The organism is Bacillus sp. JNUCC-22, assembly GCF_018861275.1.
Taxonomy (GTDB): Bacteria; Bacillota; Bacilli; order Bacillales; family Bacillaceae; genus Bacillus; species Bacillus velezensis.
Genome location: NZ_CP076408.1, coordinates 2236942 through 2252027 on the forward strand (window position 1 = coordinate 2236942; position 15086 = coordinate 2252027).

Genomic DNA, 15086 nt, shown 5'->3' on the forward strand with positions numbered 1-15086 from the left:
CTAGGCCTGATTTTTGGCCAATTCTTTTTGATCGGCCGGCTCTTGAATCCCGGTCCCGCTAAGAACAAATTCGATATCTTTTTTCAGACCGAACCAGTTTTTGTTCGTATGTCCCGCCACAAGCACTTCATGATCACCTGTTTTGATCCAGATCCTTCTGTGCTGCCAGTACATTCCTTGAATGACGCCGATCATAAAGATCGCGCCGCCGACGGCAAGCACCCATAAGGTTAAGTCTTTTCTGACGGTGAGTCCTGTAATGTTTTTCGTTTCCACATGGTCGAATTTTAATTTGTACTTGTTACTTTCGGAACCTTCAACAGTCTGCTGAATCGCAACAAAACTTTTCTCCCCTTTTGGCTTGTCAGGAGCCGTGATTTTAAAGACAAAAGCCGGATTGTTAGGAACCTTCGTTTTCGTGCTCGGTTCTCCGTCCTTGTTAAAATAAAAATCAGGAAGATAACTGGCGATCTGCACTTTGTAACCGTTACCAAGATCATAGTCCGTGTCGGGATCAAGAAGATTGATCTTCAGTTTGCCGAATGACTGTTTTGTTTTTTGGTCGATCAGCTGAAATACCATCTGATCGAGCTGGTTTTCTTTATAGTCCACCTGATACACAGAATAGGAGTCAAAACGCAGCGGTTCATTGACGCGGATATTGTTTTCTTTGACTCTTTTAAGCTTCGGCTTTTCGCCGAATACAATGTCGCCTTCCCTCTTGTACAAAACCGCGTCCGTTGTGAAGGATTTGGCGACTTTGCCGTTTCCGGCTCTGTCAATGGCGTCGGCGAATACTTTTTTCTCAGTGTCTTTGTTATATGTCTGCATCGTGAACCGGTTGTTTTTTAAGTAATACTTGCCATCAGTGCCGGGGATCTGAGCGGTTTCGCCTTCACGGACCCAGAGCGTTTCATCGACATACATACCGGGTACAAATCTCAGCATGGCTCCGATCAGAAAAATGATCAGACCGATATGATTGACGTAGGGCCCCCACCTTGAAAAACGGCCTTTTTCCGCCAGAATGCTTCCCTCTTGTTCTCGCACTCTATAATGCTTTTTTTTCAATCGTGTTCTGAGGCTATCAGCCGCATCCCCGCTCAGCTCGGTTTCTGTCCGGCTGTATAGACGCTGCCTCTTCAAAAAGATCGGATTCCGCCGAACTCCTTGATTTTTCAGCGCCCTGTACAAAGGAATCACCCGATCCAAGCTGCAGATGACCAGTGATATACCAATGGATGCGATCAGGAGCATATACCACCATGAGCCGTACAGGTGATGAAATCCCAGCAGATAGTACAGTTGACCGATTATGCCATACTGCTGTTCATAATATGTATCCGGCTGGGCGCCCGGCGGCAGATAAGCTTCCTGCGGAAAAACCGTGCCGAAAGCAGACGCCGCCAGAGTAATGACGATCAGCCATATTCCGACTTTTACGGAAGAAAAGAAGTTCCATACCTTATCTACGATTGTTTTGTTATATGTTTGCGAACGCCTTGCGCTGCCGTCGTACCGCATATCCGCAAGCAGCGATTTTTGATCATCAAGCGGCTTCCCGCACGACTCGCATAAAACCGTCCCGGCTGGATTCACGTGCCTGCATTCACATTTGACCTTTTTCATGAAGACGCCTCCGGCTTAATTAAATTCATATAGTCATGAACCATGCGTTCTGTCATCGTGCCGGTCACCACTTTCACGACTTTTCCGTCGGGATTGATCAAAAATGTCGTCGGAATAGGTGATACGCCGTACGCGTCCAGCACTTGCCGGTCAGTATCGAGCGCAACCGGGAAATTGACGCCGTATGTTTTCATAAAATTATGTACTGCAATTTTTGATTCGCCGACATTTACCGCAACCACCTCGACACCGAGGTCTTTAAAATGCTTGTATTGATTCTCCATGTAGGGAAATTCCTGCTTGCACGGCTCGCACCACGTTCCCCAGAAATTCAGAAAAACACCTTTTCCTTTTAACTGACTCAGTTCTATGAGTCTGCCCTCTGTATCTTTCAGCGCGAAATTCGGGGCTTTGGACCCCTCAGATATACGCTCACCGTTTGTGTATACGGCATTATAGATGGTATATCCGAGCGCGCAGAGTAAGATGAGAAGGATGCCGGTCCGAATGAATAAACGCCGCCGTTTTTTGTTCATTGTACACTGCTCCCCTCCCCTGCCTGCAAATCCATTCAATTATATCATCAACACGTTTTGTAATTTTTGAAGGTTATGTGAAAATTAGAAAGCGTTTTTACCGTGTTCAGCTAAAGCCCGCAGCCTTTTCACCTCATGCGGCGACAATTCTCTTGCGTCTCCTGTGCGCAGGCCTCTTAAATCTAAAAATGCGTATTCTTCACGTTTTAGTTTCAGCACGTCATGACCGATCGCCTCGAACATGCGGCGGACCTGTCTGTTTCGGCCTTCATGAATCGTCAGCTGAATGATGCTCGTCTGCTTTCTTTTGTCCAGGGAAAGCATTTTCGCTCTGGCCGGCGCCGTCTTGCCTTCCTCAAGCTGAATGCCGCGCTCAAGCTTTCTCAGAAGTTCCTTGGAAGGAATCCCCTTCACTTTGGCGACGTACGTCTTATCAATTTCGTATTTCGGATGCATGAGTTTGTTGGCAAACTCGCCGTCATTTGTCAGCAATAAAAGTCCGCTCGTATCATAATCAAGCCTGCCGATCGGATAAATGCGCTGCGGCACTTCTTTGAAAAAGTCGGTCACCACTTTCCGCCCTTTGTCGTCATCAGCTGCTGAGATCACTCCTCTCGGTTTATAAAGCAGAAAGTACACGGGTTCTTCCCGCTCCACCTTTAATCCGTTTACTTCAATCTGATCAGAACCGGTCACTTTTACGCCGAGCTCTGTTATTACTTTTCCATTCACCTTTACTTTTCCTTCTTTTATCAGCTCTTCCGCCTTTCTGCGTGATGCCACGCCGGCATGAGCAATAACTTTTTGCAGTCTTTCCATGTCGTTCACCTCAAGTATAATCTTACTTTTTTCCCCTTGAACAAACAAGCTTTTTCAAGGAGAGTTATTTTGATATATAAAAAGCGCCTGATTTCAGGCGCTTCCAAATAATAACGTAACTATGATGATTGATGCAACCACCCCGATCAAATCAGCAAGAAGACCAACCTTTAAAGCATCCCCCATTTTTTTGATGCCGACCGCCCCGAAATACACCGTCAGGACATACAGCGTCGTGTCAGTCGATCCCTGCATGACCGAAGCCAGCCTGCCGATAAATGAATCAGGCCCGTACACGGCGATCAGATCTGTCGTCATGCCGAGCGCCGCCGTCCCCGAAATCGGGCGGATCAGAGCAAGCGGCACGACTTCTGCGGGAATGCCGATTTCTGTAAAGAGAGGCTTGCACAGCCCCATGACAAAATCCAGCGCGCCCGAGGCCCGGAATACGGTAATCGCCACCAGCATCCCGACCAAATACGGAATGATGGAAAACGCAATCTCAATTCCTTCTTTTCCGCCTTCAACGAATGATTCATACGTCGGCACTTTTTTGATCGTGCCGTATATCAATATACCGGCGATAATAATCGGAATCATGGCTAAAGACAGCCAATTCACCATTTCCATTCGCTTACCTCCCTTTTCTTTTACGGCGGTACCAGAAGTAGCGGTCAATGAAAATCGCGCCGATTCCCGAAATTAAAGTCGCTAAGATGGTCGGCCCGACGATATCGGTCGGTGATTTCGCCGAGTAAGCCATGCGCACGGCAATGACGGTTGTCGGTATCAATGTAATACTCGAAGTATTTACCGCCAAAAAGGTAATCATGGAACGGCTGGCCTCAGACTTACCTCCATTCAGCTTTTTCATCTGCTCCATGGCTTTAATGCCGAGCGGTGTCGCCGCATTTCCCAGTCCGAAAAAGTTTGCCATGAGATTTGATAAGATGTATCCCATCGCCGGATGATCAGGGGGAATATCGGGAAACAGCTTAGAAATAAACGGGCGGCACATTCTGCTGAATATATCCAAAAGGCCGGACTGCTCGGCTATTTTCATCAGGCCGAGCCAGAACACGAGAACGCTCATTAATCCGAACGAGATCGTAACCGCTTCTTTCGCTCCTTTAAAAACGGCTTCATTCACATCCTGCAAGGTACCGTTAAACATCGCAAAGACAAGTCCGATTACCGTCAGACATACCCAGATTAAATTGACCATGACGAACCGCCCGCCGCGCTCATAAACAGGCTCGTAAACGTCTCAATGAAATGCTTTTTCGGTTTTTTATGGCGCTCGTTTTCATAATAGACGGGGATCCTGGCGATCACTTTCCCATCATGCATAACAGTCATTCGGCCGACGACATCAGGAATGAGAGCGGCGTCCTTTTTCCAGGCTTTTTTCGGTTTTATTAAGGTTGTGCGGATTTTTACATCGTCGATTTCATCCTCTTTTAACAAATATTTTACATCCCGGGCAATAAAAGCGCGCTTTCCGTAAAACGTCTTTTTCAGCTTCGGAATGCCGCCTTTTTTGGCGACGACATAGGTTTTATAGTGATCAAAGACATAATTAAACATATTCATATGATCATCCCAATCATCCGGATCATTTATGGTGACCGCGATGAGATCCGTACCGTCTTTTGAGGCCGTCGAGACGAGCGTCCGTTTCGCGATTTTTGTGTAACCTGTTTTTCCGCCTGTGCTGTAACGGTAGAGCCCTGTGAGAAGCTTGTTTTTATTTTTCCATACCCGGTCCATCGTTTCCGCCTTATACACTTTTGTGCCTGAAACGGTCCGGTATTCCTTGATTTTCATCGCGTATTTAGTCAAAAGCGCCATGTCATACGCCGTTGAATATAAATTTTCATGGTCGTCCAGCCCGTGCGGATTTTGAAATTTTGTATTTTCCATCCCGATTTGCTCGGCTTTTTTGTTCATCATAAATACAAAACCGTCAAGGCTTCCGCCGACATATTCCGCTATTGCCGCAGCGGCGTCATTTCCTGACCTTAACATAAGCCCGTATACGAGATCTTTCAGCTTTACTTTTTGTCCCGGCTGAAGATAAATGGCTGAGCCTTCCGTTTTTACGGCATTCGGGGAAACCGTCACGGTCTCTTCCATCTTCCCTGATTCAATCGCCAGCACCGCCGTCATGATTTTCGTAATGCTTGCAATCCGCCGCTTATGATGTTCATCCTTGGCGAATAACACCCTGCCAGATGCTCCGTCGATTATAATCGCGCTTTTTGCGCTGACATGTATTTGGGCATGTGCCGTATTGCCGTCTGTAATGGAAAAAAGAATAACAAAAGTCAAAAGAAATACGGCAGCTTTTTTGAGAAAGCGCATGAATGCTCACGTCCTTGTTGTGGGTTTGTACAAGTTTATGCGCATGTCCATGACTTATGAATACCAATTGCATCACTTTCACATAAAAAAACTCTCCCAAAAGGAAGAGTTTTTATCTGACTGATGCCATATTTGAGCCTGATGCTTCATATTGCGCCAATTCTTCCCGCATGCGCAGAAATTCACTGCTGAGCGAAAGCAGAAGGCTCCGCAGCGAGTCCGGCACTTGCTGGTAGAATTCAATCGCGCTTTGGCCTGTATAAGCGGCGCGGCTGTTTTCGTACCATGTATCCTTTTTCGGCATGAAAAACTCTTCCACGCACTGATGATATACTTTATACAGCGTTTTTTCCGCTCTCGCCTCATGAAACGTCTCCTGCATTAAAAGCCGCCTGCAGGCTTCCTGGGCGCCTTCGCAAAAGACGGTCATCCTCCTCAGCACACTGAGCACGTCGCGGCAGTATGCCTCATCCGCCTCTCCTTGAGCCCGCATCTCCGGCAAAGTTGTATGATTTAAATAGCTGCTGACCATCGTGACAACCTCGGCTAAAAATTCACCAGTTTCTTCAGTATGAGCCCTCACAATCGAATTTCCCATTTCCGTCCGTTTCCTTCCTCTCTTGTACGTCGTCATTTGCGTCATTCATCAATGGCCTTTCCCTACTATCGTATGATGAAAAACGATTATTATTTAATATCCTCAAAAGTTTGGTTGAAGTTTTCAAAGAATAAATCGGCTTCCTCCTGGAGAACGTCTTCCTCCGCATTTTCAGGAAGCGGCGGGAGCTCCTCCAATGTTTTTAAGCCGAATTGTTCAAGAAATACCGGTGTCGTGCCGTATAAAATCGCCCGGCCGGGACCGTCGGCGCGGCCCACCTCACACAGCAGCGCTTTTGACACGAGGCTGTGCAGAATCCGCTCAGACTTCACGCCCCGGATATCTTCAATTTCCGCCCGTGTGATCGGCTGCTTGTACGAAACGATCGCCAGCACTTCCAAAGAAGCCTGTGACAGCCCTTTTGACGGCACTTCGATTAGTTTTTTCAAATAAGGCACGAATTCTTTTTTCGTTCCAAGCATATACGTATCCGCATATTCGGTAAGCTCGATGCCTCTGTCGTCTTCCTTGTACTGAGCGGCCACTTCTTCCATGATTCCGGCCAGTTCCGCTTCTTCTATTTCAAGCACCGTCACCAATTGCTTTTTGGTCAGCCCTTCATCACCCGCCGCATACAGCAAGGCTTCCACAATCGCTTTCCAATTCACGATATCAAGCGCCATGAATGGATTCACTCCCCGTAATGTATATATCTGAAAAGTTTTCTTCCTGTTCAATGATAATCTGCTGATTTTTCATCAGTTCCAGGACTGCTAAAAACGTCACGACGAGATGGTCCTTTTGCCGAGAGGGAAAAAGCTCCGTGAAGTTTATTCTTCTCCCCGCCGTTTTTAAGCTTTTTACGATTTCGTTCATTCTGTCTTCAATCGGTATTTCCTGTCTTGTAATGGTCGTTTCTTTCGGCCGCGTGATTTTTTTACGCTGAAGCACCTTTTGAAACGCGCCGATCATGTCATAAACGGTCACCGACAGTTTCTGCTCGGTCTGTTTGATTTCTTTTGCATACTCACTTAAATCACTCGGCGGCTTTGTAAATGACTTTTGTCTTTCTTCTTCCCGCTCTTTTAAATCCTTCGCAGCGGTTTTATACTTTCTATACTCAATCAGCTTTTCAATCAGCTCGTCCCGAGGGTCTTCTTCTTCAAGCATTTCGTCTTCAAACAGCTCTTCCTCTTGTTTCGGAAGCAGCATTCTGCTTTTAATGCTGAGAAGCGTCGCCGCCATGACCAGATATTCACTGGCGACATCAAGTTCAAGCTCTTGCATTGTATGTACATATAATAAATATTGTTCAGTAATGGTTGCCACGGGTATGTCGTATATGTCGATTTCAAGACGGTTAATCAGATGAAGCAGCAGGTCCAATGGGCCTTCAAACGTATCAATTTTCACTTGATATTCTACCATTATCTCACCATTTTCAATATCACTCTCATTGCCGGAAAAACTGGCTACCCTTTAGTATAATCCACCGAAATGCTCTCGTCCAATACTTTTATACACGTCCTCCGTTATTTAGAAAATACTGAAAAAGAAGATATACGCCTATACCTTTAAAGGCGGATGCACATATGATAGCCGTGTAAACTTGAAACAAAGGGAGGCTGATTTCACATGAGCGGAGCTTGTTTCGGCGGAGGTTTTGCATTAATTGTCGTTCTGTTTATTTTGCTCGTTGTCGTAGGAGCATCTTACATCTGCTAGTTCCTCAGGCTTCAGACACCAAGCCGCTCTTTTTTTCCTTTTCATAGCGCTGTGGTACACTGGTTTTAGCATAAAAGGAGGAATCGGCTTGTATCCTAAAGCTTATATCGGCTTTTTGGCCGAATTTCACGCATCAAGAGATTATTTTGAGTGTCATGAACTGTTAGAGGAATATTGGAAAGAAAGCCCGGCTGAAAAGCGGAGCATTCATTGGGTCGGCCTGATTCAGCTTGCCGTCGCTCTGTATCACCAGCGCAGGGGAAATGAAGCCGGGGCGAAACGGCTGATTGCCAACAGCTTACGTATTCTCCGGTCTGAAAAGCAGGCGGTCTGTTCTCTCGGTCTCAGCCACCCGAAGCTGATTGAGCTGATAGAAACGCTGTCAGACGATATAGAAGCGGGCCTGCCTTACAGAAGTGTTATGCTGCCGATTACAGATGAAGCCCTGAAAGAAGCATGTCTTGCCGAATGCCGCCGAAAGGGCTATACATGGGGGCAAGACGGCGTATCAGATACCTTTCTTATTCATAAACACCGCCTGCGGGACAGGACGGATGTCATTAAGGAACGCGAACGGGAAATTGAGAGAAGAAAAAAAAGCAGAGGCTGACGGTCAGCCCTGCTTTTTCTATATCAAAACAGCTCCCGAAACCGTGAAGATTCCGGGAGCATTTGTCAGTTATTATATGAGATATCCTGATCTTTTTGATGTTGACAGCGTTCAAAAAAGCTTTGCGTTAATTCATTCGGAACGAGTGCCTCCGTTTTGAACAGACGTTTTAAGGCGTCCATCATTTGCTTTCCGATTCCTTGATGGCGGTGAGAAGGATTCACGCTGATATGCCGGATTTCAACTTCTGAGTCCTTTTTTTCGACTCCGATCGCTCCGACGATATCTTCATCCTCTTTCCAAAGAAAGAGCTGGCGGCCAGTATCCGTTTCATAGTCCTTTATTGTCTGCTGAAGCTGCTTGAGATCTTTTTCATTCGGCATAAATGACAGAAGACCCATCGCAATCTTTTCAAACGATTTTTTATAACGAATTAACATAAAAACCCCTCTATATCCAAAATGTCCATTCATGTCCTATCAAACGGATACATAAAGGCGATCCGTTTCCTCACATTATATCATTTTCGCCGCTGTTTTAAACGCTTTTCAACAAATTATTCAAATGAACGGTTTAAATTTGCCATTTCAATGGCAGATACTGCGCAATCCGCTCCCTTATTTCCGGCTTTTGTTCCGGCTCGTTCGATGGCCTGCTCAATGGTTTCAGTCGTCACGATGCCGAAGATAACCGGGACGCCCGTCGCCGTTCCCGCCTGGGCAATGCCTTTTGCCGCTTCATTGCAGACATAGTCATAATGCGTTGTCGCTCCTCTGATAACCGTGCCGAGCGTAATGACGGCATCGTATTTTTTCGTTTCCGCCATTTTCTTTGCCGCAAACGGGATTTCAAACGCTCCCGGCACCCAAGCGACGTCAATGTCGTTTGATTCTACACCGTGGCGAAGCAACGTGTCTTCCGCTCCGCTTAACAGCTTGCTCGTAATAAATTCATTAAATCTGCCGACGACGATTCCGATTTTAAGTCCTGTTCCTACTAGGTTTCCTTGTATGATATTCATATGTTATCCATCCTTTTTTGTGAGATTTGTTTTTAGAAATGAAGCAGATGTCCAAGTTTTTTCATTTTGGTCTGTAAATATTGCTTGTTATGCTCACTCGCTTCCATTTGAAGCGGCACCCGTTCTGAAATGCTGAGACCGTATCCTTCGAGGCCGGCGATTTTCCGGGGGTTATTGGTTAAAAGTTTCATATGCTGAACCCCTAAGTCGCGGAGAATCTGGGCGCCGATGCCGTAGTTGCGCAGATCAGGCAGAAAGCCGAGCGCTTCGTTCGCTTCAACCGTGTCGTACCCTTGTTCCTGCAATCGGTACGCCTTCAGCTTATTGATTAAACCGATCCCTCTGCCTTCCTGGCGCAAATACAATAGAACGCCGCGGCCTTCTTCAGCAATTTGCGCAAGCGCGGCATGAAGCTGAGGTCCGCAATCACAGCGATGGGATGCAAACACATCGCCCGTCAGGCATTCTGAGTGCACTCTGACAAGAACGGGTTCGCTGTTAAACGGGACATCCCCCATGACAAAGGCGAGATGTTCTTTTCCGTCAACCTCGTTTGTATATCCGTAAACTCTAAACGTGCCGAAGTCAGTCGGCAGCGTAATATCAACTTCTCTGTTCACAAGGGTCGTAATGTTGTAACGGTACTCTATTAAGTCTTTTATCGTAATCATTTTCAGCTGGTGGCGTTCGGCGATTTCGGCTAACTCCGGCACTCTGGCCATAGTGCCGTCTTCATTCATAATTTCACAAATGACGCCCGCTCCCTGAGATCCGCAGGCTTTTGCAAGGTCAACGGCTGCTTCCGTATGGCCGGCCCGCTTCAGGACGCCTCCTTTTTTTGCGATTAAGGGGAAAATGTGGCCCGGACGCTGAAAATCGTCAGACACAGATTCTTCGTTCAACAGCGCCTGAATGGTAAAGGATCGTTCCTGCGCGCTGATGCCCGTTTTTGTCAGCCTGTGGTCAATACTGACCGTAAACGCGGTCTCATGTGAGTCCGTATTATGATCGACCATCGGGTGAAGATCCAGCCGGCCGGCGATGTCTTCAGACAGCGGCGTGCAGATCAGGCCTCTCCCATGGGTCGCCATAAAATTAACCACTTCCGGCGTGGCATGCTCAGCCAGCGCTACGAAATCTCCTTCGTTTTCTCTGTCTTCATCATCGACAACAATGATGACTTCACCTTTTTTCAGCGCCTCTAACGCCTCTTCTATCGGATGAAACATATCGATCTTCCTTTCTAAAAGCCGTTCTCGCTTAAAAAGGCTTCCGTGATAGTTTGATTGCTTTTCATTTGTTCTGTTTTGTGCAAAAAGCGGTATAAGTATTTGCCGATCATGTCACACTCAATATTTACGGTCGATCCGACTGTTTTCGTCTGAAAAATCGTTTCTGAGATGGTATGCGGAATGATGGATACCGTCACGCTTTCGTCTGATAAACCGAAAATCGTCAGGCTCACGCCGTCTACCGTAATTGAACCTTTCAATACGAGCGTTTTTGTCAATTCCGGCGAAAGTTTTAAATCGTAATAGACCGCGTTGCTTTTTTTCTCGATCCGCGTAATTTCCGCCGTTCCGTCCACGTGCCCTGATACAAAGTGGCCGCCGAACCGTCCGTTGGCGGACATCGCTCTTTCCAAGTTTACTTTACTGCCTTTTGACAAGCCGTTCAGCGAAGTGGCTTTCACTGTTTCCGGCATGACATCAACCGTAAATTGATTGTCAGAAAATCCGGTTACGGTCAGGCAGATGCCGTTTACCGCAATGCTGTCGCCAAGTTTCACATCACTTGTCACTTTTGAAGCGGCGATGGTTAATGCCATGGAAAGGCCTGTCTTTTTGATTGCTTGGATCGTGCCTGTTTCTTCAACGATTCCTGTAAACATCGTCACCATCCTTTCCATCTTTAGGTATGGCCGTCAGTTTTATATCCGGCCCGATTTGGGTGATTTGTGTGAATTGTAAATGGGGGACATCTTTCATTGATTGAAAACCTTCACCGGAGATCAAGCTGGGAGCAAGCGTTCCTCCGATTAATTTAGGGGCGAAATAGAAATGAAGCTCTTGGAAACAGCCTTCCTTGACAAAACTTCCGTGTACGGATGCTCCGCCTTCCACATAAACGGACATTATGCCGTTTTCAGCGAGAATACTGAGCACCTCAGGGACGTGAATGCGGTCTGTTTCCAGCGGAATAACTTTTATTCCGAGTGCGGTCAGCCGGTCTTTCTTTTGCACGTCTGCACCTTTGGCCGTAAATATCCATGTCGGCGCAGCACCGTCAGTGAGCACATTTGCCGTTTCAGGAATGGTCAGCTTTGTATCGAGAATCACTCTGACCGGCTGCTTCACCGCATCAGGAAGCCTGCAGGTCAGGCTCGGATTATCGGCTTTGACTGTGCCTGCTCCGACAAGAATGCTTTGATGCGATTTCCTGTATTGCTGGGCATCAAGCCTTGCCGCCTCTGATGTAATCCATTTGCTGTCACCGGTTTCAGTCGCTGTTTTCCCGTCAAGGCTCGCGGCCGCTTTCAAGGTGACATACGGAAGTCCGGTCCGCATGAAGTGAAGAAACATTTTATTCAGCTCTTCTGCCTGCTGCCTGAGAAGTCCGGTTTTCACTTCGATGCCCGCTGCTTCCAGCATTCCGATGCCTTTTCCGGCTACAAGCGGATTCGGATCTTTCACAGCGATAAACACCCTTTTTATCCCCGACTCTATTATCAGTTCGGCGCATGGCGGTGTTTTTCCGTAATGGCTGCAAGGCTCCAGCGTCACATACAAATCGGCGCCTTTTGCGTGTCTGCCGGCCATATGAATCGCGTGAACCTCGGCATGCGCTTCTCCGTATTGCAAATGGGCGCCCATTCCGACGATCTGTCCGTTTTTGACGACGACAGCGCCGACAAGAGGGTTGGACTGTGTCTGTCCTTCACCGCGTCTGGCAAGTTCTATTGCCGTATTCATATAATATTCTTCCATCGTTATCCCTCCCTTCTTCCACGCAATTTGGCGTCAAAAAAGCCCCGAATGTTTACACAGTTCGGGGCTTTGCCAGTTTTAATCCATAGGAAATAAGACTATACAGTAAGTTTATTTTTTGCATAGCTTCTCTCATCCTTCTCCCATCCAGACTTTCACTGTCGGCTTCAGCTTTTCACTGAATCCACCGTATACAGATGCATACGGGTCACGGGCTGTAAAGCGCAAAACGCCTTATTACCGCCGGTCGGGATTTTCACCCAGCCCCGAAGGATACAATCAATATTTTTTTGTCCTTATCCGCTATTATAACATCCTTTGCGGCAGGCGCAATGAATTTGCACCTAATTATTCAGAAAAATAAAAAGCGCCCTTTTCCCATAAAAGGCGCCTTTATTTATTCGTTCACTTTGACGACCTTCAATAAGCCGTCAATCCGGTTTGATTTGCTGAAATACGCTTTAATCTTATCTCCCTTTTTCACATCGGAGAGATCCTGCTTCAGCTTGTCGCCGTTAAAAATGATTTTTGTGCCGTTTTCTGCCGTACCGTGGTACTCAGTTCCTTCGATTTTCGTAATTTTATATGTTTTGACTGTATATTCTTCTTTTTCCTGGGACAGGGTTTGTCCGATTGCAGTCGGCACGTCTTTCAGTTCAATATCGTTTATGACCATATAACCGCCCGCTAATAACAGCAGCAGTACAAGTAAAATGGCTGCTTTTGTTTTAATTCTTCCCATTTTTCTACCTCCAGCCCGTATCAATCTATTCATTACTATGTCATATTCCTTTTTTTCATGAATAGAAAACCGTTCTTCCCTGCGTGAGTTATTCATATAACGTTTCATAAAGGGAAGATGTTTCATGTATCTGTAAAACTTTCTATCTATTAAATAGATATACGAATTTATGTTCTGTTTTTGAGGGTGGAAAGATAAATTTATATAAAAAAGCAGTTTTCCTCATGAAGAAAACTGCCTGTACGGTTTATTTCGTCTTGCGAATTTCGTTAAACGGGAAGAAGACGAATTTTGATGTACCCGCTATTTGTTTTTTCGTAAAAAGACCGAGGCCGTTGCGGCTGTCCATAGATTCTCTGCGGTTATCACCCATGACGAAATATTTGTCGTCCGGCACCTTCACCGGGCCAAAGTCTTCTGTCAGCCGGTCAAAGCCGCCTTGCTTCGCCTTGTGCTTGTTTGCCGCTAAATACGGTTCGGACACTTTTTTGCCGTTGATGTACAGCTGATCGTTTTTCATTTGCACCGTGTCGCCGGGGAGTCCGATAATCCGTTTGACATAGTGCTCGTTTTCTCCGTTCAGAACGACGATCTGGCCGCGTTTGAAGTCGCTTATGTATTTGACCGTCATATTGACAAAGATTCTCTCGCGGTCATGCAGCGTCGGATCCATTGATTCGCCGTCAACGAGATAAGGGGCAAATAAAAAGTTTCGGATGAGCAGTGCCAGAACGACAGCGATGATAATGGCTTTCGCCCAATCAAGTACGGCGCTTTTTTTAGAAGTTTTTTCTTTTTCTGATTTCAAGTGATTTCCTCCCATTAGCCATGGTCGTTTTTATTTTACCATGAATCCCTGCACAGAGGGCAAATAAGCCCCGCACCTCATCCATTTTTTTCATTTTATAAGCCGGATCTGCTGATTTTACGGTATTTCACGAAGCTTCCGATCCGCCAAATGCACAAATACACAAAAGCAAGTTCCATCGTTAAAACGGCGAATTCCGCCGCGTCAATGTTTTTGAAATATTGGCTGAGCACGATACGGATCGCAATAATCGCGATAATGACATATTTAAAGTTTTTATTCCGCTTGGAGTAGACAAAGCCGTCTTCCCGAATTTCATAGGCGGTTTGCGACAGCATAATGACGCCGAATACCGCGCCTAACAGTCCGGCGATGGCGAGCTCCCAAAGAGCGGGAAAATGAAACGGCTTTCCCGGGATATTCATGAGCTGGCTGATGCTGAATGTAAAAATGACGGCGATAATCAAAAGCGGGAGAATGATGCCGAAGCCGCCGCCTTTAATCGGCCTGTTTCCCTTTTTCACCCTGAACCAAATCATAAGTGCGAGAATGATAATGACAAATAAAACGGTTGCCAATTGAACCAACGTTTCTACCTCTTTTCATTGTTGTAATCGGTCTTTTTCACTATACCAGAATGATCACTGATGTTCATATATGTATTTTTTCATGATTTACACATGAGAATTTTCATATACATAAAAAAACCCGCCTGAAAAAGGCGGGTTTTCCGTCATTATCCTTCTACACGGATTTCTTTCATTTTGTCTCCGTTAGACATGTTTTTCGCATGCTCTAAACCGCTTGTCACTTTTCCGAATACAGTATGAACGCCGTTTAAATGCGGCTGCGGCTCATGTACGATGAAGAATTGGCTTGAACCCGTGTCTTTACCGGCATGCGCCATTGATAAAGAACCGGCTTCGTGCTTATGCGGATTGCCTTCTGTTTCACATTTGATCGTTTTTCCGCTTCCGCCCATGCCTGTCCCAGTCGGATCTCCGCCTTGGCTGACAAAGCCCGGAATCACGCGGTGGAAAATAACGCCGTCATAAAAGCCCGTATTCGCCAGGTTTTCAAAGTTAGCGACTGTATTAGGCGCTTCATTCGGATAAAGTTCAAATTCAATTCTGCTGCCGTTTTCCATTTCGATGTAACCAGTTTTCATTCTCATTCCTACTTCCGTATTGTTTTTTGTCAAAGCCTTCTTCAATATGAATTTCAATTGTAAGCCGGCTTTCTTTTTG

At 46.2% G+C, this 15086-nt stretch carries 20 protein-coding genes and 1 riboswitch; of the genes, 2 read left to right on the forward strand and 18 right to left on the reverse strand.

Annotated elements, in window-relative coordinates; genetic code table 11:
- From JNUCC22_RS10785 to JNUCC22_RS10825, 9 genes are all read right to left on the reverse strand, one after another.
- On the reverse strand, positions 1 to 1629 hold the full coding sequence (locus JNUCC22_RS10785; RefSeq protein ID WP_216061707.1) for a cytochrome c biogenesis protein ResB: 1629 nt from the start codon (positions 1627 to 1629) through the stop codon (positions 1 to 3).
- Positions 1626 to 2165, reverse strand: coding sequence for a thiol-disulfide oxidoreductase ResA (locus JNUCC22_RS10790; RefSeq protein ID WP_003153391.1), 540 nt, complete (start codon positions 2163 to 2165; stop codon positions 1626 to 1628). Before JNUCC22_RS10790 ends, JNUCC22_RS10785 begins: the two co-directional genes overlap by 4 nt.
- A gap of 84 nt (positions 2166 to 2249) precedes the next feature.
- Complete coding sequence (gene rluB / locus JNUCC22_RS10795) at positions 2250 to 2984, reverse strand: 23S rRNA pseudouridine(2605) synthase RluB (protein ID WP_007612296.1); 735 nt, start codon at positions 2982 to 2984, stop codon at positions 2250 to 2252.
- Positions 2985 to 3077: 93 nt separating this feature from the next.
- Complete coding sequence (gene spmB / locus JNUCC22_RS10800; RefSeq protein ID WP_216061708.1) at positions 3078 to 3614, reverse strand: spore maturation protein SpmB; 537 nt, start codon at positions 3612 to 3614, stop codon at positions 3078 to 3080.
- Between the two features lie 4 nt (positions 3615 to 3618).
- Complete coding sequence (locus JNUCC22_RS10805) at positions 3619 to 4209, reverse strand: nucleoside recognition domain-containing protein (RefSeq protein WP_003153385.1); 591 nt, start codon at positions 4207 to 4209, stop codon at positions 3619 to 3621.
- Positions 4197 to 5348 (reverse strand): D-alanyl-D-alanine carboxypeptidase family protein, encoded by a 1152-nt coding sequence (locus JNUCC22_RS10810; RefSeq protein WP_216061709.1) that lies wholly within the window; start codon positions 5346 to 5348, stop codon positions 4197 to 4199. Before JNUCC22_RS10810 ends, JNUCC22_RS10805 begins: the two co-directional genes overlap by 13 nt.
- Before the next feature lie 112 nt (positions 5349 to 5460).
- On the reverse strand, positions 5461 to 5946 hold the full coding sequence (locus tag JNUCC22_RS10815) for a DUF3907 family protein (RefSeq protein ID WP_216061710.1): 486 nt from the start codon (positions 5944 to 5946) through the stop codon (positions 5461 to 5463).
- A gap of 89 nt (positions 5947 to 6035) precedes the next feature.
- On the reverse strand, positions 6036 to 6629 hold the full coding sequence (gene scpB / locus JNUCC22_RS10820) for an SMC-Scp complex subunit ScpB (RefSeq protein WP_007409428.1): 594 nt from the start codon (positions 6627 to 6629) through the stop codon (positions 6036 to 6038).
- Positions 6619 to 7374, reverse strand: coding sequence for a segregation/condensation protein A (locus JNUCC22_RS10825; RefSeq protein ID WP_007409427.1), 756 nt, complete (start codon positions 7372 to 7374; stop codon positions 6619 to 6621). Before JNUCC22_RS10825 ends, scpB begins: the two co-directional genes overlap by 11 nt.
- A 207-nt stretch (positions 7375 to 7581) precedes the next feature.
- Between JNUCC22_RS10825 and JNUCC22_RS10830 the strand changes: the two genes are divergently transcribed.
- A complete protein-coding gene (locus JNUCC22_RS10830; protein ID WP_003153376.1) occupies positions 7582 to 7671 on the forward strand; it encodes a YjcZ family sporulation protein in 90 nt (29 codons plus the stop codon).
- A gap of 88 nt (positions 7672 to 7759) precedes the next feature.
- A complete protein-coding gene (locus tag JNUCC22_RS10835) occupies positions 7760 to 8281 on the forward strand; it encodes a DUF309 domain-containing protein (RefSeq protein ID WP_003153375.1) in 522 nt (173 codons plus the stop codon).
- Between the two features lie 65 nt (positions 8282 to 8346).
- Here the strand turns inward: JNUCC22_RS10835 and ribT are convergent, their stop codons facing one another.
- From ribT to JNUCC22_RS10880, 9 genes are all read right to left on the reverse strand, one after another.
- On the reverse strand, positions 8347 to 8721 hold the full coding sequence (gene ribT / locus JNUCC22_RS10840; protein ID WP_003153373.1) for a GNAT family N-acetyltransferase RibT: 375 nt from the start codon (positions 8719 to 8721) through the stop codon (positions 8347 to 8349).
- Positions 8722 to 8837: 116 nt separating this feature from the next.
- On the reverse strand, positions 8838 to 9302 hold the full coding sequence (gene ribE / locus JNUCC22_RS10845) for a 6,7-dimethyl-8-ribityllumazine synthase (RefSeq protein ID WP_003153372.1): 465 nt from the start codon (positions 9300 to 9302) through the stop codon (positions 8838 to 8840).
- Between the two features lie 32 nt (positions 9303 to 9334).
- On the reverse strand, positions 9335 to 10531 hold the full coding sequence (locus JNUCC22_RS10850) for a bifunctional 3,4-dihydroxy-2-butanone-4-phosphate synthase/GTP cyclohydrolase II (protein WP_003153371.1): 1197 nt from the start codon (positions 10529 to 10531) through the stop codon (positions 9335 to 9337).
- Positions 10532 to 10545: 14 nt separating this feature from the next.
- Entirely contained in the window at positions 10546 to 11193 is a 648-nt protein-coding gene (gene ribE, locus JNUCC22_RS10855; RefSeq protein WP_216061711.1) for a riboflavin synthase, read from the reverse strand.
- Positions 11174 to 12289 (reverse strand): bifunctional diaminohydroxyphosphoribosylaminopyrimidine deaminase/5-amino-6-(5-phosphoribosylamino)uracil reductase RibD, encoded by a 1116-nt coding sequence (ribD, locus tag JNUCC22_RS10860; RefSeq protein ID WP_216061712.1) that lies wholly within the window; start codon positions 12287 to 12289, stop codon positions 11174 to 11176. Before ribD ends, ribE (JNUCC22_RS10855) begins: the two co-directional genes overlap by 20 nt.
- 131 nt (positions 12290 to 12420) lie before the next feature.
- A riboswitch (FMN riboswitch) is annotated at positions 12421 to 12567 on the reverse strand.
- A gap of 119 nt (positions 12568 to 12686) precedes the next feature.
- Positions 12687 to 13031, reverse strand: a complete 345-nt coding sequence (locus tag JNUCC22_RS10865; protein WP_007409423.1) for a hypothetical protein — start codon at positions 13029 to 13031, stop codon at positions 12687 to 12689.
- Between the two features lie 247 nt (positions 13032 to 13278).
- Entirely contained in the window at positions 13279 to 13854 is a 576-nt protein-coding gene (lepB, locus tag JNUCC22_RS10870) for a signal peptidase I (RefSeq protein ID WP_039063276.1), read from the reverse strand.
- Between the two features lie 80 nt (positions 13855 to 13934).
- Complete coding sequence (locus JNUCC22_RS10875; RefSeq protein ID WP_007409421.1) at positions 13935 to 14426, reverse strand: CcdC protein domain-containing protein; 492 nt, start codon at positions 14424 to 14426, stop codon at positions 13935 to 13937.
- 149 nt (positions 14427 to 14575) lie between these two features.
- Positions 14576 to 15007, reverse strand: a complete 432-nt coding sequence (locus JNUCC22_RS10880) for a peptidylprolyl isomerase (RefSeq protein ID WP_003153363.1) — start codon at positions 15005 to 15007, stop codon at positions 14576 to 14578.
- Between the last annotated feature and the right edge of the window lie 79 nt (positions 15008 to 15086).